This is a genomic window from Bradyrhizobium sp. 137, from assembly GCF_023074095.1.
Lineage (GTDB): Bacteria > Pseudomonadota > Alphaproteobacteria > Rhizobiales > Xanthobacteraceae > Bradyrhizobium.
The window spans coordinates 26253-47676 of record NZ_JADPKU010000119.1 but is presented as its reverse complement, the minus strand read 5'-3'; the positions used below and the strand labels follow the sequence as shown (position 1 = coordinate 47676).

General features: G+C 64.4%; 13 protein-coding genes and 1 pseudogene. 8 read left to right on the top strand and 6 right to left on the bottom strand.

What is annotated here, in order from left to right; genetic code table 11:
- The first annotated feature begins 70 nt into the window (after positions 1-70).
- The 6 genes and pseudogenes from IVA78_RS29850 to IVA78_RS29825 all read left to right on the top strand — a co-directional run bounded on the left by IVA78_RS29850 (position 71) and on the right by IVA78_RS29825 (position 8620).
- The gene (locus tag IVA78_RS29850; RefSeq protein ID WP_247417655.1) at positions 71-1366 is read left to right on the top strand and encodes an N-acetylmuramoyl-L-alanine amidase; all 1296 of its coding nucleotides are present in this window, start codon (positions 71-73) and stop codon (positions 1364-1366) included.
- Between the two features lie 231 nt (positions 1367-1597).
- A complete protein-coding gene (locus IVA78_RS29845) occupies positions 1598-4099 on the top strand; it encodes a penicillin-binding protein 1A (protein ID WP_247277234.1) in 2502 nt (833 codons plus the stop codon).
- Positions 4100-4204: 105 nt separating this feature from the next.
- Positions 4205-5336, top strand: a protein-coding gene (gene prfB, locus IVA78_RS29840; RefSeq protein WP_247469093.1) for a peptide chain release factor 2 whose coding sequence is annotated in 2 segments (ribosomal slippage) — positions 4205-4273 and positions 4275-5336 — 1131 coding nt in all. Because the reading frame shifts where the segments join, the coding sequence is not laid out codon by codon here.
- 2 nt (positions 5337-5338) lie between these two features.
- Positions 5339-6220 carry an NAD(P)-dependent oxidoreductase gene (locus IVA78_RS29835; protein ID WP_247277232.1) on the top strand — a complete coding sequence of 294 codons (882 nt, stop codon included), beginning with the start codon at positions 5339-5341 and terminating at the stop codon, positions 6218-6220.
- Between the two features lie 143 nt (positions 6221-6363).
- Positions 6364-7275, top strand: coding sequence for a DMT family transporter (locus tag IVA78_RS29830; protein WP_247449164.1), 912 nt, complete (start codon positions 6364-6366; stop codon positions 7273-7275).
- Positions 7276-7385: 110 nt separating this feature from the next.
- Positions 7386-8620: pseudogene (locus tag IVA78_RS29825) on the top strand (ABC transporter substrate-binding protein).
- Positions 8621-8638: 18 nt separating this feature from the next.
- Here the strand turns inward: IVA78_RS29825 and IVA78_RS29820 are convergent.
- Positions 8639-10006: a M23 family metallopeptidase gene (locus IVA78_RS29820; protein WP_247277231.1), complete on the bottom strand. Its 1368-nt coding sequence runs from the start codon at positions 10004-10006 to the stop codon at positions 8639-8641.
- Positions 10007-10116: 110 nt separating this feature from the next.
- Entirely contained in the window at positions 10117-10797 is a 681-nt protein-coding gene (locus IVA78_RS29815; RefSeq protein ID WP_247277230.1) for a peroxiredoxin, read from the bottom strand.
- A gap of 168 nt (positions 10798-10965) precedes the next feature.
- Between IVA78_RS29815 and IVA78_RS29810 the strand changes: the two genes are divergently transcribed.
- On the top strand, positions 10966-14802 hold the full coding sequence (locus IVA78_RS29810) for a DUF3971 domain-containing protein (RefSeq protein WP_247449163.1): 3837 nt from the start codon (positions 10966-10968) through the stop codon (positions 14800-14802).
- A 67-nt stretch (positions 14803-14869) separates the two neighbouring features.
- Here IVA78_RS29810 and IVA78_RS29805 read toward each other — a convergent pair whose 3' ends face one another.
- The 4 genes from IVA78_RS29805 to tyrS all read right to left on the bottom strand — a co-directional run bounded on the left by IVA78_RS29805 (position 14870) and on the right by tyrS (position 20132).
- Positions 14870-16564 (bottom strand): methyl-accepting chemotaxis protein, encoded by a 1695-nt coding sequence (locus IVA78_RS29805; protein ID WP_247469092.1) that lies wholly within the window; start codon positions 16562-16564, stop codon positions 14870-14872.
- A gap of 344 nt (positions 16565-16908) precedes the next feature.
- Positions 16909-17346: a DoxX family protein gene (locus IVA78_RS29800; protein ID WP_247277227.1), complete on the bottom strand. Its 438-nt coding sequence runs from the start codon at positions 17344-17346 to the stop codon at positions 16909-16911.
- Between the two features lie 218 nt (positions 17347-17564).
- Positions 17565-18821, bottom strand: a complete 1257-nt coding sequence (locus tag IVA78_RS29795) for an MFS transporter (protein ID WP_247277226.1) — start codon at positions 18819-18821, stop codon at positions 17565-17567.
- 57 nt (positions 18822-18878) lie between these two features.
- On the bottom strand, positions 18879-20132 hold the full coding sequence (tyrS, locus tag IVA78_RS29790; protein WP_247277225.1) for a tyrosine--tRNA ligase: 1254 nt from the start codon (positions 20130-20132) through the stop codon (positions 18879-18881).
- 164 nt (positions 20133-20296) lie between these two features.
- On the opposite strand from tyrS, the gene IVA78_RS29785 reads away from it, so the two are divergent.
- Positions 20297-21400, top strand: coding sequence for an anhydro-N-acetylmuramic acid kinase (locus IVA78_RS29785; protein WP_247277224.1), 1104 nt, complete (start codon positions 20297-20299; stop codon positions 21398-21400).
- The last annotated feature ends 24 nt before the right edge of the window (positions 21401-21424 follow it).

Sequence of the window (21424 nt, the reverse complement as noted above, 5' to 3'; positions counted from 1 at the left end):
TCCGTCATTAAGCATCGTTTAACCCTGTGGTTCTATTGCGTTAAAAGGGCTGCTCGGAGGCACGGAATCGGTGGCGAGCCGCACAAATCAAAGGGTTTTGCTGGGATGCGTGCTGCTGTGCGCCGCGGCATTGCCATGTGCTGATTCCTCCCGCCTGAGCGCAGCGGAAAGCCAGCCGCAACCCTCTGTTGCGGTGGCGAATTTTCCAATCGCCTCGGCCGCCCGTCTGGCCGGCGACGGGAAGCAGACCCGCTTCATCCTCGACATCGACCAGACCGTTACCTTCCGTGCCGTGACGCTCGCCGACCCCTACCGCGTCGTGGTGGACGTGCCGCAAGTCAATTTTCAGCTGCCCGCCGGTACCGGCAGCGGGGGCCGGGGGCTGGTCAAGGCCTTCCGCTATGGGCTCGTCATGCCGGGCGGCTCGCGAATCGTGTTCGATCTGACCGGACCGGCGAAGATCACCAATTCGTACGTGGTCGACGCAGCCAACGGCCAGCCGGCCCGGCTCGTGGTCGAACTGGAGGAGGTTGACCGGGCCGCCTTCGTGCCGTCACCCGCGCCCGAACACCGACCCGAGCTGCGGCCCGCGATCGCCGAAGCGCCGCCTGCCGCGGTTCCCGCTACGGCAACTCCGGATGCCGCACAGCAGAAGGCCGATGGCCGTCCGGTGGTCGTGATCGATCCCGGCCATGGCGGCATCGACAATGGCACGCAGTCGAGTGGCGAGAGCGAAAAGAACCTGGTGCTCGCGTTCGGCCTTGCACTACGCGACCGGCTGGAAAAGGCCGGCAAATATCGCGTGGTCATGACGCGGGACGACGATACTTTCATTCCCCTCAATGACCGGACCAAGATCGCCCGCAATCTCAAGGCCGCCTTGTTCGTCTCCATTCATGCCGATGCGCTGCCTCGTGCCGAGGGTGACGCGCAAGGCGCGACCATCTACACGCTCTCAGACAAGGCGTCCGACGCCGAGGCCCAGCGGCTCGCGGACGCCGAGAACCGGGCCGACGCGATCGCCGGCTTCAACCTCGCGGAGGAGCCGACCGACGTCGCCGACATCCTGATCGACCTCACCCAGCGCGAAACTCGCACCTTTTCAAACCGTTTTGCCCGTCTCCTGATGGGGGAAATGAAGTCGACGGTGCGGATGCACAAGCATCCTCTGAAATCCGCGGGCTTCCGGGTGCTGAAGGCGCCCGACGTGCCCTCGGTGCTGGTCGAGATCGGGTATGTCTCCAATAAGGGGGACCTTGAGCACCTGGTCTCCGAGGGGTGGCGGTCCCGCGCCGTGGGCTCCATGGCGCAGGCGATCGACGGGTTTTTGACAAAGCGGATGGCCACGGCCGGATCTTCGAATTGAAAGGGTTTTTCCGTCTCGCCGCAAAAGCCCTAGTTTGGCCACAGCGGGCGCTTTATAAAAATGCCGTAGGGGGTTCCGGAATCGGAGAGAATCCCGCTCGGCAAGCGTCTAAAATCCGGCACTGATGTGATTGCGTAAGCCGGTGAATGCGCGACGTAAGGTTGGCCCCTGTTTGGGGTGCCAAGGGCACTGATACTGGGCTGATCCAGAATTTGAACGGATAAACACATAATGCGCTTGCTGGTGCGGTTCATGGGCTTCCTGTTCGCCGCGGGAACAGTGGTGTTCCTTGTCGGTGTAGGGGCCGTGGCAGGCCTGATCTGGCATTTCTCCAAGGACTTGCCGGACTATTCTCAGCTTCAGGATTACGAACCGCCGGTGATGACACGCGTGCACGCGGTCGACGGTTCGCTGCTCGGCGAATACGCCAAGGAGCGACGGCTGTATCTGCCGATCCAGGCGGTGCCGAAGCTCGTGATCAACGCGTTCCTGGCAGCCGAGGACAAGAATTTCTACGAGCATGGCGGCATCGACTACACCGGCATGGCGCGCGCAGGTCTGGTCTACATCCAGAACTACGGCTCGAACCGGCGTCCGCAGGGCGCCTCCACCATCACCCAGCAGGTCGCCAAGAACTTCCTTCTGACCAATGAGGTCTCCTTCGCCCGCAAGATCAAGGAAGCCTTGCTGGCGATGCGCATCGAGAAGACTTACTCGAAGGACAAGATCCTCGAACTGTATCTGAACGAAATTTATCTCGGCCTTGGCGCCTACGGCATCGCGGCGGCGTCGCTCGTCTATTTCGACAAATCGGTGAACGAGCTCACCGTTGCGGAAGCCTCCTATCTGGCGGCACTGCCGAAGATGCCCGCGACCCTGCATCCGGTGCGCAACCGCGACCGTGCCGTCGAGCGCCGCAACTACGTGGTCGACCGTCTGCTGGAGAACGGCTGGATCAAGCAGGCCGACGCCGAGAAGGCGCGCAAGGAGCCGCTGGCCGTCACCAGCCGGTCCAATGGCGCCCACACGTTCGCCGGCGAATATTTCGCGGAGGAAGTCCGCCGCGATATCTTCGAACGCTATGGCGAGAAGAAGCTGTATGAGGGCGGTCTCTCTGTCCGCACCACGCTCGATCCCAAGATTCAGGTCATGGCGCGCAAGACCATGGTCGCCGGCCTCGTGAACTATGACGAGCAGCAGGGCTATCGCGGCGCCATGAGCAAGCTCGATATTTCGGGCGACTGGGGCGTGAAGCTTGCCGAGATCAAGTCGCTCTCCGACATCTCGCCATGGCGTATGGCGGTGGTGCTGGAGACCAGCGACCAGTCGGCGCGCATCGGCTTCCAGCCGAGCCGTGAACTCGGCGGCGCCGTGAGCAAGCAGCGCGAGACCGGCCTCGTCACACTCGACGGCGTTCGCTGGGCGCGGGCCGTGCAGGGCGGCACAAAGGGCAAGACGCCGACGGCGGTGTCGCATGTGCTCCAGCCCGGCGACGTCATTTATGCCGATCCGCTCTACAAGGACGGCCAGCCCGTCGAAGGCCAGTACCGGCTGCGCCAGATCCCAGAAGTGTCGGGCGCGATGGTGGTGATGGACCCCTGGACCGGCCGTGTGCTCGCGATGGTCGGCGGCTTCTCGTTCGATCAGAGCCAGTTCAATCGCGCCACGCAGGCCTATCGACAGCCGGGTTCGTCGTTCAAACCGATCGTCTATTCGGCCGCCCTCGACAACGGCTATACGCCGTCGACCGTGGTGCTCGATGCGCCGATCGAAATCGACCAGGGCCAGGGCGCCGGCGTGTGGCGGCCTGAAAACTTCTCCTCGGGCAAGTTCCAGGGGCCGGTGACGCTGCGCAACGCGCTGCGGCAGTCGCTGAACACCGTGACGGTGCGCCTCGCGCAGGACATCGGCATGCCCCTGATCGGTGAATATGCCCGCCGCTTCGGCGTCTATGACGAGCTGCCGAACTATCTGTCCTACGCGCTCGGCGCCGGCGAAACGACGGCGATGCGCATGGTCACGGCGTACTCGATGCTCGCCAATGGCGGCCGCCGGGTGAAGCCGACTTTGATCGACCGCATCCAGGACCGCTACGGCCACACCATCTTCAAGCACGACCAGCGCGAATGCCGCGGTTGCGACGCGCCGGGCGGCTGGAAGAACCAGCCCGAGCCGCAGCTGATCGACCGCCGCGAGCAGGTGCTGGACTCCATGACCGCCTATCAGATCACCGAGCTGATGGAAGGCGTGGTTCAGGCCGGTACCGCGACCGTGGTCAAGGAAGTCGGCAAGCCGATCGCAGGCAAGACCGGCACCACCAACGAGGCCAAGGACGCCTGGTTCGTCGGCTTCTCGCCCGACGTCGCCGTCGCCATCTACATGGGCTACGACAAGCCGCGTCCGCTGGGTAAGGGCAATGCCGCAACGGGCGGCCATCTGGCAGCTCCCATAGCACGCGATTTCCTCAAGCTCGCGCTCGCCGACAAGCCCGCCGTTCCGTTCAAGGTGCCGGCCGGCATCAAGCTCGTGCGCGTCGCGGCCAAGACCGGCATGCGCGCCGGCCCGGGCGAGACTGGCGGAACCATCCTCGAAGCCTTCAAGCCGGGCACGGCGCCGCCGGACAACTACGCAGTCATCGGCGTTGCTGACGCCGATGGGCGCATGCCGGCGTCGCAGCAGCAGCAGCCGGATTCCGGCTTCTTCATGCGGCCGGGCACCGGTGGGCTGTATTAGCTGATAACGCCGACGTTTGATGGTGGGCGGTTGCGCTTTGGCGCCGCCGCCGCTACATCCCGTTGCAATCGTAAGCGGAACAATTCCGCGACATCAGAGAGCGATATGCGCGCCGAAATCGAGCGGTTGGTAGAAGAGATCAAGCAGTCAGTCGGGCTGCTGAGGAGGCATCTTTGACGTCGAGAAATCGACGGCGCGCCTCGCTGAGCTGAACAAGCTCGCAGAAGATCCCAACCTCTGGAACGATCCCCAGAAAGCCCAGAAGCTGATGCAGGAGCGCACCTCGCTCGAGGATGCGTTGTCGGGCATCGGCAAGGTCGAGCAGGAGCTCGAAGACGATATCGGCATGATCGAGCTCGGCGAGGCCGAGGGCGATGACGGCGTGGTCGCCGAGGCCGAAGCCGCGCTGAAGAACCTGAAGAAGGAAGTGGCGCGGCGCGAGCTCGAGGCGCTGCTGTCGGGCGAGGCCGACCGCTTCGATTCCTATCTCGAAGTCCATGCCGGCGCCGGCGGCACCGAGAGCCAGGACTGGGCGCAGATGCTCTTGCGCATGTACACGCGCTGGGCCGAAACCCACGGCTTCAAGGTCGAGGTGCTGGAAGAATCCGAGGGTGAAGAGGCCGGCATCAAATCCGCGACCATTCAGGTCTCCGGCCACAACGCCTATGGCTGGCTGAAGACCGAGGCTGGCGTGCATCGCCTGGTGCGCATCTCGCCTTTCGATTCCAACGCGCGGCGGCACACCTCGTTCTCGAGCGTGCAGGTGTTCCCCGTCATCGACGACAGCATCAAGATCGACGTCAAGGAATCGGACGTCCGCACCGACACAATGCGTTCGGGGGGCGCCGGCGGTCAGCACGTCAACAAGACCGAATCCGCGGTGCGCCTGACGCATATTCCGACCGGTGTCGCGGTGGTCTGTCAGGCCGGTCGCTCCCAGCACAAGAACCGGGCGCAGGCCTGGGACATGCTGCGTGCGCGCCTCTACGAGATCGAGCTGAAGAAGCGCGAGGAGAAGGCCGCCGCCGACCAGGCCGCCAAGACTGACATTGGCTGGGGCCACCAGATCCGCTCCTACGTGCTGCAGCCCTATCAGATGGTGAAGGATCTGCGCACGGGTGTGCAGACCTCCGACACCTCGGGCGTGCTGAACGGCGAGCTCGACGAGTTCATGGCGGCGACCCTGGCGCAGCGCGCCTTCGGCACCACCACCGGCGAGATCGAGGACGTGGACTGATCATGCCCCGCGTCGCCTTCATCGGGCTTGGACGGATGGGCCATGGCATGGCCGGGCGCTATCTCGATGCCGGCTTCACGGTGACGTTGTGGAATCGTACCAAGTCCAAGGCCGAATACCTGATCGCGCGTGGCGCCCATTGGGCAACGTCCCCTGAGGACGCCGCGATCGATGCCGACGCCGTCGTGACCATGGTTGCCGATGACGAGGCCTCGCGTGCGGTCTGGCTTGGGCCCAAGGGTGCTGCCAAGACCGCGAAGGCAGGCACCATCGCGATCGAATGCTCGACCGTCTCCTATGACCATGCCCGCGAGATGGGCCGCGAGCTGAATGCGCGCGGCCTCATCTACATCGACTGCCCCGTGACCGGATTGCCCGATGCGGCCGCAGCCGGGAAGCTGACACTCTTGGCTGGCGCCGATCCGGCCGATCTCGCTCGCGCGCGGCCTTATCTCGACCCAATCGGCTCGACCATCCGCCATTTCGGTGCGGTCGGCACCGGGACGGTCTACAAGCTCATCAACAATCTGATGGGCGCGATCCAGATCGCCGGCCTCGCCGAGGGCCTTGCCATCGCCGAGCAGGCCGGACTCGACATGAATCTGGTGCTGGAGTCGATTCTGTCAGGCGTCGCGGCAAGCCCGCAGGTGCAGCGCCACTCCAAGCGCATGGTTGCCCGCGATTTCAGCGGTGCGACCTTCACGTCGGCGCTGCGGCACAAGGATGCCGCTTATGCCGTGAATTTGGCGGAGAGCCTGCTGGCCAGCAAGCCGCTGGTCGCGCGCGCCGCCGTCGAGGCCTACGCGCAGGCGAAAGCGACGATGCCCGACGATGATGAAGGCAGGATGATCGAACTGGTGTCGCGGCCGAAGACATCCTCCTAGCCAAGTGCACCCAACATGGGGCCACCTTGGCAGCTCCATTCATTCCGAGCGCCGGTTTTGTAAACCATGGCTTCGTCGGAAATCGGGTGGCACTGTCCACCGCACCGTTCTAGGGAATAGGCTCGCCGCCAAGCTGAGACGCCATGTCCCGGAACGACAACCGCATCGATGCGCGCGACTGGTCGCTGCTCGCCGTGCTCTCGGTGCTCTGGGGTGGCTCGTTCTTCTTCAACAGCGCGGGCTTACGGGAATTGCCGCCGCTGACGCTGGTGTTCCTGCGCGTCGCGCTTGGCGCGGCCATTCTCCTACCGTTGCTCCGTATGCAGGGGATCGGCTTCCCCTCGGGCACGATGGGATGGAGACCGTTCGTCGCGATCGGGCTGCTCAACAACGTGATTCCGTTCTCGCTCATTGTGATCGGCCAGACTTTCATTCCGAGCGGCCTGGCGTCGATCCTGAACGCGACCACGCCGCTGTTCACTGTGGTGGTGATGGCGGCGGCCGGCGACGAGGCCTTGCAGATGCGTCGTATTGTCGGGGTGGCGCTGGGGCTTGCCGGCGTGATCGTCCTGCGCGGAGGGGGTTTCGAGACAACGCCGGGGCCGGGACTCGGTATCCTGCTCTGCCTCGGCGGCGCCTTCAGCTATGGTCTTGCGGCGCTCGCGGCGCGGCGGTTGCTGAAGGACACGCACCCGCTTGGAACGGCGACATTTCAACTGATGGCATCCACCGTGATGATGGCGGTCGTCGCCGGCGCGGTGGAGCGGCCCTGGCAGCTACCGCTACCGAGCCCGACGACCTGCCTCGCCGTGCTTGGTCTTGCCGCGCTTTCAACGGCGCTCGCCTACATCGTCTTCTTTCAGATCGTGCGGCGCTCGGGCGCGAGCAATGTCATGCTGGTGACGCTGCTCATTCCCGTCACCGCGATCCTTCTGGGATGGCTGGTGCTGGGTGAGCCGATCTCCACGCGCGAGATCGCCGGCGCCATCGTCATCGGCAGCGCATTGCTGGTGATCGACGGACGCGTGCCCGGCCTGCTGCGCCGCGGCGCGTAAGTTCCCGCTCTATCGTTTCATCTTGCGGAAAATCCCGGCGCTTGCCAGCGGCAGGGCGCCTTGCGACACTCCCTGCATAACAAGACTACAAAAATACAGGGGAGAGAACGATGCCGGGTCGTCGCACCAACCTTGCTGCCCTCGCCATGCTTGCTGCCGGAGTGCTCGCCACGACACCGGCCTCGGCGCAGAAAAAATACGACCCCGGCGCCAGCGACACCGAAATCAAGATCGGCAACATCATGCCCTATAGCGGGCCGGCGTCCTCCTATGGCGTGATCGGCAAGACCGAGGCCGCCTTTTTCAGGATGATCAACGATCAAGGCGGCATCAACGGGCGAAGGATCAACTTCATCAGCTATGATGACGCCTATTCGCCCCCGAAGGCGATCGAACAGGCGCGCAAGCTCGTCGAGAGCGACGAGTTCTCTTGATCTTCCAGTCGCTCGGCACGCCCTCGAACTCCGCGATCATGAAATACATGAACGCCAAGAAAGTGCCGCAGCTCTTCGTGGCCTCCGGTGGCACCAAGTTCGGCGATCCCAAAAATTTCCCCTGGACCATGGGCTTCCAGCCCAACTATCAGAGCGAGGGGCGGATCTATGCAAAGTACATCCGCGATCATTTCCCCGACAGTAAGATCGCGGTGTTCTGGCAGAACGACGATGCCGGCAAGGACCAGTTCAAGGGACTGAAGGACGGGCTTGGCGACAAGGCCAGCATGATCATCGCGGACAAATCCTATGAAGTCAGCGATCCCTCGATCGACTCGCAGATCGTTGCTCTTCACGATTCCGGTGCGGACATATTCTTCTCATGGGCCGCGCCAAAAGGGTCGGCGCAGGCAATCCGGAAGGTGGGTGAACTCGGCTGGAAGCCAAAGTTCTTCCTGGCCAACACCGCGACCTCGGTTGCCTCGGTGCTCAAGCCGGCCGGGCTGGACTATTCCAAGGACATCATCTCGACAGTCTATCTGAAAGACCCGACCGATCCGACCTGGGACAAGGATCCGGCTGTGGTGAAATGGCGCGCGTTCATGGACAAATATTATCCCGATGGCGACAAGACTAACGCCAACAATGTCTATGGCTACGTCCAGGCCGAAGCGATGGTCCAGGTCCTGAAGCAGTGCGGCGACCATCTCACCCGCGAGAACGTGATGAAGCAGGCTGCGAACCTGAAGGATTTCCACACTGACCTGATGCTGCCGGGCATCATGGTCAACACCTCGCCCGACGATTATTTCCCGATCGAGCAGATGCAGCTGATGCGCTTCAACGGGCAGGCGTGGGAGCTGTTCGGTGACGTCATCACCGGTGAGGTCGGCCACGAGCGCAGCCAGTAATCCGCCGCTGTATCAGCGTTAGCCCGCGCTGAGCCGCACGCCGGCGCGCAGAAACTTCTGCGGATCGACCGCTTCGCCCTCGATGCGGGTCTCATAGTGTAAATGCGGACCGGTGGAACGGCCGGTCGAACCAACGAGACCGATCACCTGGCCGATCTTGACGACCTCGCCGATCCTGACGTTGATCTCGGAGAGATGGCCATAGCGGGTCGAAAGCCCGTTGCCGTGATCGACCTCGACCATGCGGCCGTAGCCGCCGGACCAGCCGGCGGAAATCACCTTGCCGTTGGCGGTGACGCGAACGGGATCGCCGGTGGCGGCGCGGAAGTCGAGCCCGGTATGCATTGCGGGCCGGCCGAGGAAAGGATCGCTGCGCACGCCGAAGCCGGAGGTGAACTCGACCTCGCCAATGACGGGCTTGCGATAAGGCACCAGCGCCAGCGTGCGATTGAGCCGGTCCAACTCGGAGCGCGTGGTGTTGATGCGATAGAGCTGCTTCTCGAACGGCCCGGCGTTCGGCGTCAATTTGACGGGTACGTAAGGCCCGCCCATTGCGGTGCGCGGTACGGCGGCTTCGAGAGTGGCGAGGCTGAGGCCGAGATCGCTGACGACGCCGCGCATCCGGCGCATGCGTGAATCCATGCTTTCCTCAACGGCGTTGAGCGCCGCCATCTGGCGACGCTCGACCTGATCAAGCGAAGCCGTGAGCCGGACCAGGACGTTGTCGAAGCCCTGGCTCTTGGCGAATTGGCTGGTCGGCGGCGCCGCGACGGTCGGCGCGCGCGACTCGAGCCGCGCTTCGCGATCCGGCGGCGCCACGAAGATCACGGTGTCGCTGATCGGCGACGGCTTCGGCGTGCCCTGGGTTGCGTTCTGGCCGGCGTCACCACGCTGCGGTGTCGAGCGCGGGATCGACCCGGTCACGTCGGGCATGGCGCCGAGCGCCGTCGCCCGGGATTCCAGCGCCGTCTGGCGATTCATGATCTGGTCGAGCTTCTGATCGAACTGCTCCTGGTCGAGCAGCTGCCGGCTGGTGGTGCGGTCAACCTTGGCGCGCAGCTCGGCGATACGGTCTTCATAGGCGTACTGCATCTCGGCCTGGCGGGCGATCAGCCGGGTCAGGACGTCGTCGCGGAAGGCGAAGTAGGTGGCGGTGGCGGCCGACCACAGTCCGAGCAGCACGACCGTGCCGACCACGATCCAGAACACCACGGGTCCGAAGCGGACTTGCTTGCCGGCATGGACGATGGTGTAGGCGTCGTCGGTCGCGGGAAGGGGAATCGCAACCGCCGCCGCTGGGGCGGCTGGATGGCGATGGAAGGCCCGTCCGTGGTGATGAGGATGATGTTGGGGGTACTGCGAGTATTGGGCAGAACTTTTCGACATCGGCACTCCCGCGCCGGTCGGATGAGTCCGTACGGCCTAATTGCCGCAGCAATCTGGGCCGGTCATGGTTAATTTTCCGGAAACGGGAACATTCGAATTTAAAGGACTGGTTAAAGACTTCTTGCCGCTTCCAGGACCTCATCGGCATGGCCGTCGACCCGGACCTTGCGCCAGATCCGGGCCACCTTGCCATCGCTCCCGACCAGCACCGTGGTGCGAAGAATTCCGAGGAAACTCTTGCCATACATGGACTTTTCGCCCCAGGCGCCGTAGGCCTCCAGCATCTCGTGCGTCTCGTCCGAGACGAGTGGAATGGTGAGCTTGTGCTTGTCGCGGAACTTTTCCTGGGCCTTTAACGGATCCGCGGAGATGCCGAGCACGGCCGTGCCGGCAGCCGTGAAGGCGTCCGCCAGCCGGGTGAAGTCGATGGCCTCCCTGGTACAACCGGGCGTGTCGGCGCGGGGGTAGAAGAACAGCACCAGCTTTTGCCCGGCATAGTCCGCCAGCGTGACCACATCGCCGCCGTCGCGGGGCAGACGGAAGGCCGGAGCCTTCTGGCCCTCGGTCAAGGCGACCTTCGCCGCCGCGGGCGACTTGGAAGAATTTAACTGTTTCGAGGCGGCCTTATGCGATCCTGCTTTTGCTACGGTCTTGGTTGATTTGCTCGCCGGCGTCCGCTGTGTTTTCGCGGACCTTGTTTGAGTCGCTGCCCGCGTTTTCAGGGTCTTCTTTTTAGCCGTCGGACTGCCGGAGGGCGTTTTGGACGATTTCTTTTGGGATTTCTTGGACATACGCCTTCCTTTCGTCGCTTTCGGCAGGTCAACCAAAGCGGTATTGCAGCTCTCGTCCGGTGTGCCGGAATCGCGCCCTCGGCTGGGCAAGTCTGACGACGCCGGAGTATGGTTACAAGGAATTCCACGCACCACCCCACTGCTCGTTGAACGCGCTGCCGGGGCGAAATGACGAACAGCAGGAATATTCGAAGTACGGCGGCATTGCCGGCGCAGGGGCCTTCGCTCCCCGTCGACGGCTGCGGTCCCGGCGGCGCTCAATCCGACGATGGACGCCTGTATCGAGAGGCAATGGCAAGGAATAAGTCGCCCCAGGATTACACGCGGGACTTCGATCGGCGCGGCGGTCAATCACAGCCGCAGGAATGGGATGACGCCGATTGGGATCCGGATCAGGAGGAGGCGGCGGGCCATCGCGCGCGCCGGCTGTTATCGCGTTCCAATTCGGGTTTCCATCGCCTCGGTGACGGGTTTGGATCTTTGCGTCGCTGGCTGGGCGGCGGCCGCTGGCTGAAGCGGCTGGCCGTCGTCGTTGGCGTCCTCGTCGTCATTTTCGTCGGCTGTTTCGGCACGCTGTGGTGGCGGCTCGGCGCCGGTCCCATCAATCTCGACATTGCAACGCCGTGGCTGGCAGCCGCCATCGAGGACAATATCGGCCACGGCAACACCGTAGAGGTGGGCGGCACCCAAATCGAGCGGGCGGGGCGGGTCCGGATCGCCGTCCGCATCCGTGACATCGTCGTCCGCGACCGCGATCACGCCATCGTCGCCAGTGCGCCGAAGGCCGAGGTCAAGCTGTCGGGTACGGGTCTCCTCATGGGGCGCCTGCGCGCAGAAAGCCTCAATCTCGTCGATGCCGAGCTCGCGATCCGCATCGCACCTGACGGCACCGTCACGGTCTCGGCCGGCGATACCGCAAAGCCGCTGGCAACCGGCGTGGCCTCCAAGAAAGAGGCAGGCTTGCCGCCGACATTCCCACGCAATGGCGTCCCGCCGCCGCCATTCGCCACAGCGCCTGCGGGCCCGGACCCATCCCAGGCTGCTCCCCAGGCGACCGCACAGAGCGGAATTCTTCAGGGCCTCGATTGGCTCGACAGTCTGAGCATGACCGGCCTCGACGGCCAGAACCTCAACGAGATCGGCCTGAAGAACGGCAATCTGATCGTCGACGACCAGCAGCGCGGCAGCAAATGGTCGTTCGAGAACATCACGCTCAGCCTGCGCCGCCCGAGCAGTGGCGGCGTCGCGCTCAGTCTCGGCGAGGAGGGCGCGCGCCCGTGGATGCTGCGCGCCACGATCGGGCCGGCCGAGAACGGCGTGCGCTCGGTCGACATCCGCGCCGACAAGGTCTCGACCTCCAACATCCTCTTGGCGCTGCGGGTCAAGGATCTCACCTATACCGCGGACCTGCCGCTGACGGGCGAGCTGAAGGGCGAACTCGGCCGCGACGGCGTGCCGACCTACTTCCGCGGCAAGATTGCGGTCGGCGCGGGCAACATCATCGACACGGACACGCCCGATTATCCGATGGCGATCGACTCGGCCGAGATCAACGTCGAGTGGGACGCGAACCGGCGGGTGCTGGTCGCTCCGTTCAAAATTCTCTCCGGCGCCAACCGCCTGACCTTGCTCGGGCATCTCGAGCCACCGAATGGCGCCACCAATGACTGGCAGCTCGGCTTCAATGGCGGCTCAATCCTGCTTGGTGGCATCGACAACGAGCCGCCGCTCGTCTTCAACCGTATTGCGATCGGTTTCCGTTTCGACACTGACCACAAGCGCCTCTTGCTGACGCAGGCCGATATCAGCAATGGCGAGATCGGTGTCGCCGGCACCGGTGCCATCGACTATTCGGGCGAGCCGCGGCTGACGCTCGGCTTTGCGGGAACGCCGATGTCGGCCTCCGCGCTGAAGCGGATGTGGCCCACATTGATCGTTCCCGAGCTGCGTGAATGGGTGATCGAGCGGATCGAGCGCGGCACGCTCCAGCGCATCGAGATCGGCGTCAACTCGCCGGTGAAGAACCTTCCGCGCAAGGGGCCTCCCATCCCCGACGACGGCCTATCGGTCAACATCGTGGCAGGCGGTGTCGCGGTGCGTCCGGTGGACGGCATGCCGGTGGTGCACGATGCCGATCTGAAGGCGCGCGTGACCGGCCGCACTGCGACCGTGAACATCGGGCAGGGCATTGCCGATACGCCCGCCGGCCGCAAGATCACGATCTCCGACTTCACTTTCGAGGTGCCGGACATGGCGCCCAAGCCGTCGCCGTCGCGCACGAGATTTCGCGTCGACGGACCGGTGCCCGCGGCGGCCGAAATGCTCTCCAATGATCGCCTGAGCGATCTGTCTTCGACCGTCGTCGATCCCAATACCAGCAAGGGGACGTTCTCGGCGAACATCCAGCTCGGCATGCCGGTCAAGGGCGAGCTGACCAGGGCCGACACCACCTATGCCGTGACAGCCGAGCTCAACGGCTTTGCCGCCGACAAGCTGGTGATGAACCAGAAGCTGGAGGCCAACAACCTCAAGATCATCGCGAGCAACCAGGGCTATCAGGTCAAGGGAGACGTCAAGATCAACGGGCAGGCCGCCTCGCTCGACTATCGCAAGCCGGCCGAGGGCGATGCGGACGTCAGATTGCAGGCGACGCTGGACGATGCCAGCCGCGCGCGCCTGGGGTTCGATCTCAGCCCTGCCGTGAGTGGATCGTTGCCGATCAAGCTGTCGGGCAAGATCGCGAGCGGCGCGGATCAGACGACGAAGCTCGGCGTCGAGGCCGACCTGACCTCGGTGAAGCTCGACAACATCTTGCCCGGCTGGGTCAAGCTGCCGGGCAAGTCCGGCAAGGCCAGCTTCAAAGTGGTGCCGGCGGCGCAATCGACGCGTTTCGAGGACATCGTCATCGAGGGCGGTGGCGCCTCGATCAAGGGCTCGCTCGAGATCGATGCGAATGGCGACCTCATCAACGCAAACTTCCCGACCTATTCGCCCTCCGACGGCGACAAGGCCTCGTTGAAGGTGGAGCGCAGCCAGGACGGCGTGGTGCGCGGCACCATGCGCGGCGACGTGTTCGATGGCCGCGGTTTCCTGAAGTCGGCGATCTCAGGCAATTCCAAGGACGATGCCAAGAACAAGCTGAAGAACATCGATTTCGACATCGACGTGAAGCTCGGCGCCGTCGCCGGCTTCAACGGCGAGGCGATGCGCAGCGTCGATGCCAAGATGTCGAAACGCAACGGCGCCGTCAAAGCCTTCACGCTGAGTGGCAAGATCGGCCGTGATACGCCGGTGGCAGCCGATTTGCGCGGTGGGCGCGCGCAGGGCAGCCGTGAAGTGATCTATCTCCAGACCAACGATGCCGGCGCGCTGCTGCGCTTCACCGATACCTATACCAAGGCGGTCGGCGGCCAGATGGTGGTGGCGATGGAGCCGCCGACATCCGAGCCGAACACGTCGCGCGAGGGTCTCATCAACGTGCGCGACTTCACAGTCAAGGGCGAGGCGCAGCTCGAGCGCGTTGCTGCCGGCGCGCCCAACGGCACCGGCAACGGCGTCTCCTTCAGCGCGCTCCGCGCCGAGTTCACCCGTCAGAATGGCGCGCTCACGATCCGCGACGGCGTCGTCAAGGGACCGATGATCGGCGCCACCATCGAGGGCTCGATTGACTATCCCGGCAACCAGGTGTGCATGAGCGGCACCTTCGTGCCGATGTATGGCGTCAACAACATCTTCGGCCAGATCCCGTTGTTCGGCATCTTCCTCGGCGGCGGCAACAACGAGGGGCTGATCGGCGTGACCTACGAGGTCGTCGGCACCCCGGCCGCGCCCGTGATGCGCGTCAATCCGATCTCGGCAATGGCGCCGGGCCTGTTCCGCAAGATCTTCGAGTTCAACACCGGCAAGCAGAACTCGCCATTCGAGGAATTCCAGTCGCAATCGAACGACGGGTCGACCGGTTCGACGCGGCAGCTGTCGAGCGGTTGCAGCCTGGCGCGGCGATAGAAGCGGGACTCAAGAGTCCGTCACGCCCGGGCCTGTCCCGGGCATGACGCATGTGGGGGTCGGAAACTTACGCCGCGCGCACGCCAGCCAGGAACGTCCCGACCTCGCCGGAGAGCTGTTCGGCCTGCTTGGAGAGGCTCGAGGCGGCCGCGAGCACCATGCCGGCAGCGTTGCCGGTCTCGTTCGCAGCCGTGCTAACGGCGGTGATATTGGTCGTGACCTCCTGGGTCGCTTCTGCGGTCTGCGACACGCTGCGGGCGATCTCGGCGGTGGCGGCACCTTGCTCCTCGATGGCCGCGCCGATCGAGGTCGCGATGCGACTGACCTCCTCGATGGTGGCGGTGATGCCGCCGATTGCGTCCACCGCTTCTTTGGTCGCGCCCTGGATCTGGGCGATCTTGTCCCCGATCTCGCGGGTGGCTTCCGCGGTCTGGCTCGCGAGCGACTTCACCTCGGAGGCGACCACGGCAAAGCCACGACCGGCTTCGCCTGCGCGTGCAGCCTCGATAGTGGCGTTGAGCGCGAGCAAATTGGTCTGTGCCGCGATGCTGGAGATCAGCTCGGCGACGTGCTCGATCTGCTGGGCACCGTCGGACAGCGCGCGCACGATCGTGTCGGTGCGGCGCGCACTGTCCACCGCGCGTCCGGTGACTTCGGCGGACTGCGCGACCTGACGGCTGATCTCGGTGATGGAAGAGGAGAGCTCTTCGGCGGCGGCCGCGACGGTCTGGACGCGCTGGCTGGCCTCCGTAGCGGCCGAGCCGACCACGGCGGCGCGGCGGTTGGTGCCTTCGGCGGTGGAGGACATCGACTTGGCGGTCGCCTCGAGTTCGCCGGAGCCCGAAGCCATCAGCCCGACCAGCTGGCCGACGGACGCATCGAAGCGGTCGGCAAGCGCGATCAAGGCATCGCGTTTCTCCTGCTCGTTACGGGCCTTGGTGGCGACCTGCTCGGCCTCCAGGTTACGCGCGGTCAGCGCGGTTTGCCGGAGCACTTCGAGCGTCTCGGCCATGCGGCCGATCTCGTCGCCGCGGTCGGTCTCTTCGACCGCCTTGTCGATGGCGCCTTCCGAGATCTGATGCATGCGGTTCTTCTGGCGGTCCAGCGCGGCGAGCACGTCGCGGGCGATCAGCCAGGACAGCATCGCCATCAGCAGCATCAGGCCGACGCCGATGGCGGCGAGCTCCAGCGTCAGCGCGCGCACGTCGGCGTCGATGTCGTCGACGTAGAGTCCGTAGCTGATGGTCACGTTCCAAGGCGCGAATCTGCGCGCGAACACGGTCTTGCGGACCGGCTCAGTCTGGCCGGGGCGGGGATAGAGATAGGAGGTCACGCCACCCTGCGCGGTGTCGGTGCCGGCCCTGATGATGGCGTCGGCAATCAACACGCCGTTGGAATCCTTGGCGCCGGTGATCTTGCCTTCGAGCTGCTGATTGGCGCCGTTCACGACCAGGGAGGTGTCCTGATTATAGACCACCGGGTAGCCTTGACCGCCGTTGAAACTCATACGGCGGCCGCGTTGATGGAACAAGCTCTTGGCCTCGGCTTGCGTGAGCTTGCCGGCTGTCACCTCGTCCTGGAGCGATTGCGCGTAGTTATAGAGGAGCTCCACCGCCGTCCGCATCTGCTGGACGCGGTCCTCCATCATGCGGCCCTTGCTCAGCACGGCCGATACCCCGATGATGGCCGTGACCGTGAGCGCCGCGAGGCAGACCATGCTGGCAAGCTTGGTGCGGATCTTCAGATGACTGAGCAGTTGCATCACGGTCTCAACGAATGGTGGTTATTGCTCGCGTCGGTAGCATGAAGTTCTTACCAATCATGAACGGACGCGGGCAACGCGCTGCCATGCATGCGGCGTTCGCAGTCGCATGCGCAAACGCGCCGCGCCTGCGCATGGCGCATCCAATCGCGGGAAGAATTGATGCTGGATTTTGGTGTGGCCGAGCCTTGCCGGGACAGCAATGAGTCGATTCGTTCACCGCATCATCATGTCGGTGCTGCTCGTGGCGGCTCTCGTTCTCATCTGGAACGTGCTGGGCGCGCGTTGAGCCGGCACCGGCAAATGCGCCGGTGCCCTGTCTTTCCTTCGAATCCGCGAGCGCGTCAGCGCCGCGCGTAGGCGCCGCCGGTCGAATCGCTTTCCTTGCCCATCGCCGCATCGACGCTGACCGAGCCGCCGCCGGCTGCCGAGAGGTAGAGGCAGGCGAAGCAGAACAGGATGGCGGCGGTGCCGCCGTTGAGCAGCGGCAGGAACACCGGCGTTTCGCCCTTGAACATGTGGCCCATGAAGTAGGCGAAGGCCATCTCACCCGAGAGAATGAAAGCCGCGAGGCGGGTGAACAGACCGAGCATCAGGAGCGCACCGAGCACCAGCTCGATCGCGCCTGCCGTCCAGATCAGCGGCGGGATGTTGGCGAAGTAAGGAAGCACTGGAAACTTGAAGATCTTCGCAACGCCGTACTGGAACAGCAAGAGGCCGGTGATGAAGCGAAACAGGCTCAGGAGAACCGGTTGAAAGCGAGTGAGATAGGGAAAGTTCATTGGTTTGTGCCCTCCATCCAATGCGCGACTTGGACCGTATTCGATTCCGCCTCGCAAGCCATCAGGATCAATTCCGCGCTGACATTTTCGTCATGTCGGACAAAACACCGCAGGCTCCGCCCTCAGTCGCGCGCGATCCGCATTTTTTCCTGTGTTGGCGTCGTGCCCATCCGTAATTTTCCGGTGACGCAAACGAACTCAAGTTACCCCTGGGAAACCTACCGTCGCAAGGCAGGCACGACCAGGAATGGAATCATCCCGAGCACCACACTCGCAAGTGCGAAGGCGAGCAGCGCGTTGTAGCCATGGGTCGCGTCATGGATCAGGCCGCCGCTCCAGGAGCCGAATGCTGAGCCGAGGCCACTGCCGATCGAGATGGTGCCATAGATGGTGCCCACCCGTTTTCCCTGGAAGATTTTCATCGCGGTTGCGGTGATCAGCGGCCCGCGCGAGCCCATCATGCTGCCGAAGCAGACGACGAAACCGGTGAGCAGGATGATGTTCGGATAATACTGCAAGAGCCAGAGCAGGAAGATGCCGAGCATCGAGATCGCGTAGCTCAGCAGCACCGACGGCCGGCGCCCGATCAGCCCGTCGAGCGCGGAGACCCCCAACATCCCGAACACCAGCACGACGCCGGAGAAGCCCCAGGCAGTCGCGGCCTGAAGCGGCGGGAAACCGGCATCGATCAGATAGGCCACGATCTGCGCCGCGATCGCGTACATGCCGACCGCGGTGAAGAAGAAGGTCGAGAACAGCGCCCAGAAGGCGTGATGGCGCATGGCGCCAACAAGCGTCCAGCCGTTGTCAACAAAATCTGGATCGGTCTTCTTGGTCACGTGCGGCGAGCCGGCAGCGAACAGCGGCCATGGCAGCAGCATGAGCGGCACCAGCAGGCCCAGCGCAGCGAAGCCGAACAGCTGATAGGTCTCGCGCCAGCCGATGTGATCGATCAGGAGCTGCGAGGCCGGCAGCAGCGCCAGCACGCCGCCGCCCATTGCCGAATAAACCACGGCCATCGCGGTCGGCAGCCGCGGCCCGAACCAGCGGCCGAGCAGAATCGAATTCGGCACGTTGCCGATGAAGGCGACCCCGATCCCGACACACAGTCCGATCGAGAGCTGGAATTGCCAGAGCGCTTGCGCATGGCCCGCAATCAGGAAGGCCGAGCCGAGCAGGAACAGTCCGAGCGCATAGACGACGCGGGGACCGGAATGGTCGAATAGCCGCCCGACCAGAGGCGCGGTCAGTCCGCTGACGAGCCAGGTCAGCGAATAGATCGAGACGACCTGCGCGCGATCCCAGCCAAAGCTTTCGGAGATGGGCTTGAGGAAGACGGTGAAGCTCTCGCTGAGGCCGCGGCCAAGGACAGCCAGCGCGAAACACAGCGCGAGCACGACGAGCGCGGTCCGCACGGCACCTCCCGGCGCAGCCGCTGCGCGGTCCTCGGCCTGCCTGGGCGTGTTCTGGTCCATTGCCGGTCAAGGAGCGCGCTTCGCCGCGCCCTGACAAGCAGCGAAAAGCTCATACGCCTATGCAGGCTTGATGAGGACGTGCTTCTTCTTGCCGAACGACAGCTTGATCACGCCTTCCGGTGTCAGATTGGCCACCGAGAGTGCCATCTTCTCGTCGGTGACGGGGGCGTCGTTGATGCGCAGGCCGCCCCCCTTGATCTGGCGGCGGGCTTCGCCGTTTGAGGCAACCAAGCCCGCCCGAACGAAGGCGCTGAGCACGCCGAGACCATCGTCGAGCTCGCCACGCGGAATTTCCACAGTCGGCAGGCTTTCGGCGAGCGCACCTTCCTCAAAGGTGCGGCGCGCGGTCTCTGCTGCCTCGTTCGCGGCATCGCGGCCGTGCAGCAGCGCAGTCGCCTCGGTGGCGAGCACCTTCTTGGCCTCGTTGATCTCCGAGCCGCCGAGGGTCTCGAGCTTCTTGATCTCGCTGATTGGCAGCGTCGTGAACAGCTTCAAGAATTTGCCGACGTCGGCATCCTCGGTGTTGCGCCAGTACTGCCAGAAATCATACGGCGAGAATTGGTCGGCGTTGAGCCAGACCGCGCCCTGCGCGGTCTTGCCCATCTTGGCGCCGGACGCGGTCGTCAGCAGCGGCGTCGTCAGCGCGAACAACTGGTGCGTGCCCATGCGGCGGCCGAGATCGACGCCCATGATGATGTTGCCCCACTGGTCCGAGCCGCCCATCTGGAGGCGGCAGCCGGTGCGCTTGGCGAGCTCGACGAAGTCGTAGGCCTGGCAGACCATGTAGTTGAACTCGATGAAGCTCATCTCCTGCTCGCGCTCGAGGCGCAGCCGCACGGAGTCCATGGTCAGCATGCGGTTGACCGAGAAATGCCGGCCGACGTCGCGCAGCATCTCGATCCAGTTCAGCTTGGTCAACCACTCGGCGTTGTCGAGCATGACAGCGTCGCTCTTGCCTTCGCCATAGCGCAGCACCTTGGCGAACACGCCGCGGATCGAGGCCTTGTTCGCCTCGATCTCGGCGACCGTGCGCATCGCGCGCGTCTCGTCCTTGCCGGAGGGATCGCCGACCATGGTGGTGCCGCCGCCCATCAGCGTGATCGGCTTGTTGCCGGATTGCTGCAGCCAGTGCAGCATCATCATGGTCAGATAGTTGCCGATATGTAGCGAGGGGGCGGTGCAATCGTAGCCGACATAGGCGGTCGCCTCGCCCCTAGCGGCGAGCGCGTCCAGCCCCTCGAAATCGGAGCACTGGTGGATGAACCCACGTTCCTGCAGGGTGTTGAGGAAATCCGATTTGAATGCAGTCATTTGTCGGCGTGCCTGACAATTCTTGGTTTACTGTTTTGGGAGCAATTTAAGGATCTTGCGTGGGAACTCGATTGCCACCCGCCACTTGGCGCAGTGGCATTATAATATGTGTCCCTCTGGCACAAGATCGGCATGCCAGGGTGGGCCTTTGAGGACGCTGGTCCATGATGTTGACGGCACTCGGTCTGATGAGCGGCACCTCGCTGGACGGGGTGGATGTCGCGCTGATCGAAACCGACGGAAAGCACGTCAAGGCGTTCGGACCGACCGGCTACCGGCCCTATGGTCCGGCCGAGCGCAACCTGCTGCGCCAGGCGCTGAGCGAGGCCGTGCACCTACGGCAACGTGATGCCCGGCCTGGGATCCTGACCGAGGCTGAGCGCGCAGTGACGCAGGCCCATGCCGAGGCGGTCGCCGCTTTCGTCGCGCAGAACCGGATGAGGCCGGAGGACATCGACATCGTCGGCTTCCACGGCCAGACCGTGCTGCACCGGCCCGAACAGCGGCTGACGGTGCAGATCGGCGATGGGCCGGCGCTGGCCAAGGCGATTCATATCCCGGTCATGTATGATTTCCGCGCCGCCGACGTCGATGCCGGCGGGCAGGGCGCGCCGCTCGTGCCGGTCTATCATCGGGCGCTCGCCAATTCGCTGGAGCGCGAGGGCCCGATCGCGGTGATCAATATCGGCGGCGTCTCTAACATCACCTATATCGACGGCAGCGACACGCTGATCGCTTGCGACACCGGCCCCGGCAATGCGCTGCTCGACGACTTCATGTACCGCACCATGAACCAGGCGTTCGATGCGGAGGGAAGGTTCGCCGCGCTCGGCAAGGCTGATGAGGCCTGGATCGCGCGGGCACTGGCGCTGCCGTTCTTCGCAGCGCCGCCGCCAAAGTCGCTCGATCGCAACGACTTTGCCGCGCTGAAGCTCGGCGACATGGCACCGGCCGACGGCGCCGCGACGCTGACCGCGTTCACTGCGGCCGCGATCGCCCGCATCATACCGCTGCTGCCGCGACGACCGCGCAGCTGGATCGTTTGCGGCGGCGGGGCCCGCAACCTCACGATGCTGCGGATGCTCCGGGAGCGGGTGGGCTCGGCGACGGTCGAGGCCGCGGAGACGCTCGGCTGGGCCGCCGACGCTATCGAGGCGCAGGCCTTCGGTTTCCTTGCCGCGCGCGGCCTCAAGGGCCTGCCGCTATCCTATCCGGCAACGACGGGCGTGCCGATGCCGATGACGGGTGGGGTGATTGCACGGCCTTGAAGATCACGGGCAGTTGACGGAAGT

Coding starts and splice junctions, on each gene's coding strand:
- IVA78_RS29820 (WP_247277231.1), bottom strand. CDS start 10,006: ATGTCGAAAAGTTCTGCCCAATACTCGCAGTACCCCCAACATCATCCT.
- tyrS (WP_247277225.1), bottom strand. CDS start 20,132: ATGACTGCATTCAAATCGGATTTCCTCAACACCCTGCAGGAACGTGGG.
- IVA78_RS29800 (WP_247277227.1), bottom strand. CDS start 17,346: ATGAACTTTCCCTATCTCACTCGCTTTCAACCGGTTCTCCTGAGCCTG.
- IVA78_RS29805 (WP_247469092.1), bottom strand. CDS start 16,564: ATGCAACTGCTCAGTCATCTGAAGATCCGCACCAAGCTTGCCAGCATG.
- IVA78_RS29830 (WP_247449164.1), top strand. CDS start 6,364: ATGTCCCGGAACGACAACCGCATCGATGCGCGCGACTGGTCGCTGCTC.
- IVA78_RS29815 (WP_247277230.1), bottom strand. CDS start 10,797: ATGTCCAAGAAATCCCAAAAGAAATCGTCCAAAACGCCCTCCGGCAGT.
- IVA78_RS29785 (WP_247277224.1), top strand. CDS start 20,297: ATGATGTTGACGGCACTCGGTCTGATGAGCGGCACCTCGCTGGACGGG.
- IVA78_RS29845 (WP_247277234.1), top strand. CDS start 1,598: ATGCGCTTGCTGGTGCGGTTCATGGGCTTCCTGTTCGCCGCGGGAACA.
- IVA78_RS29835 (WP_247277232.1), top strand. CDS start 5,339: ATGCCCCGCGTCGCCTTCATCGGGCTTGGACGGATGGGCCATGGCATG.
- IVA78_RS29810 (WP_247449163.1), top strand. CDS start 10,966: ATGACGAACAGCAGGAATATTCGAAGTACGGCGGCATTGCCGGCGCAG.
- IVA78_RS29795 (WP_247277226.1), bottom strand. CDS start 18,821: ATGGACCAGAACACGCCCAGGCAGGCCGAGGACCGCGCAGCGGCTGCG.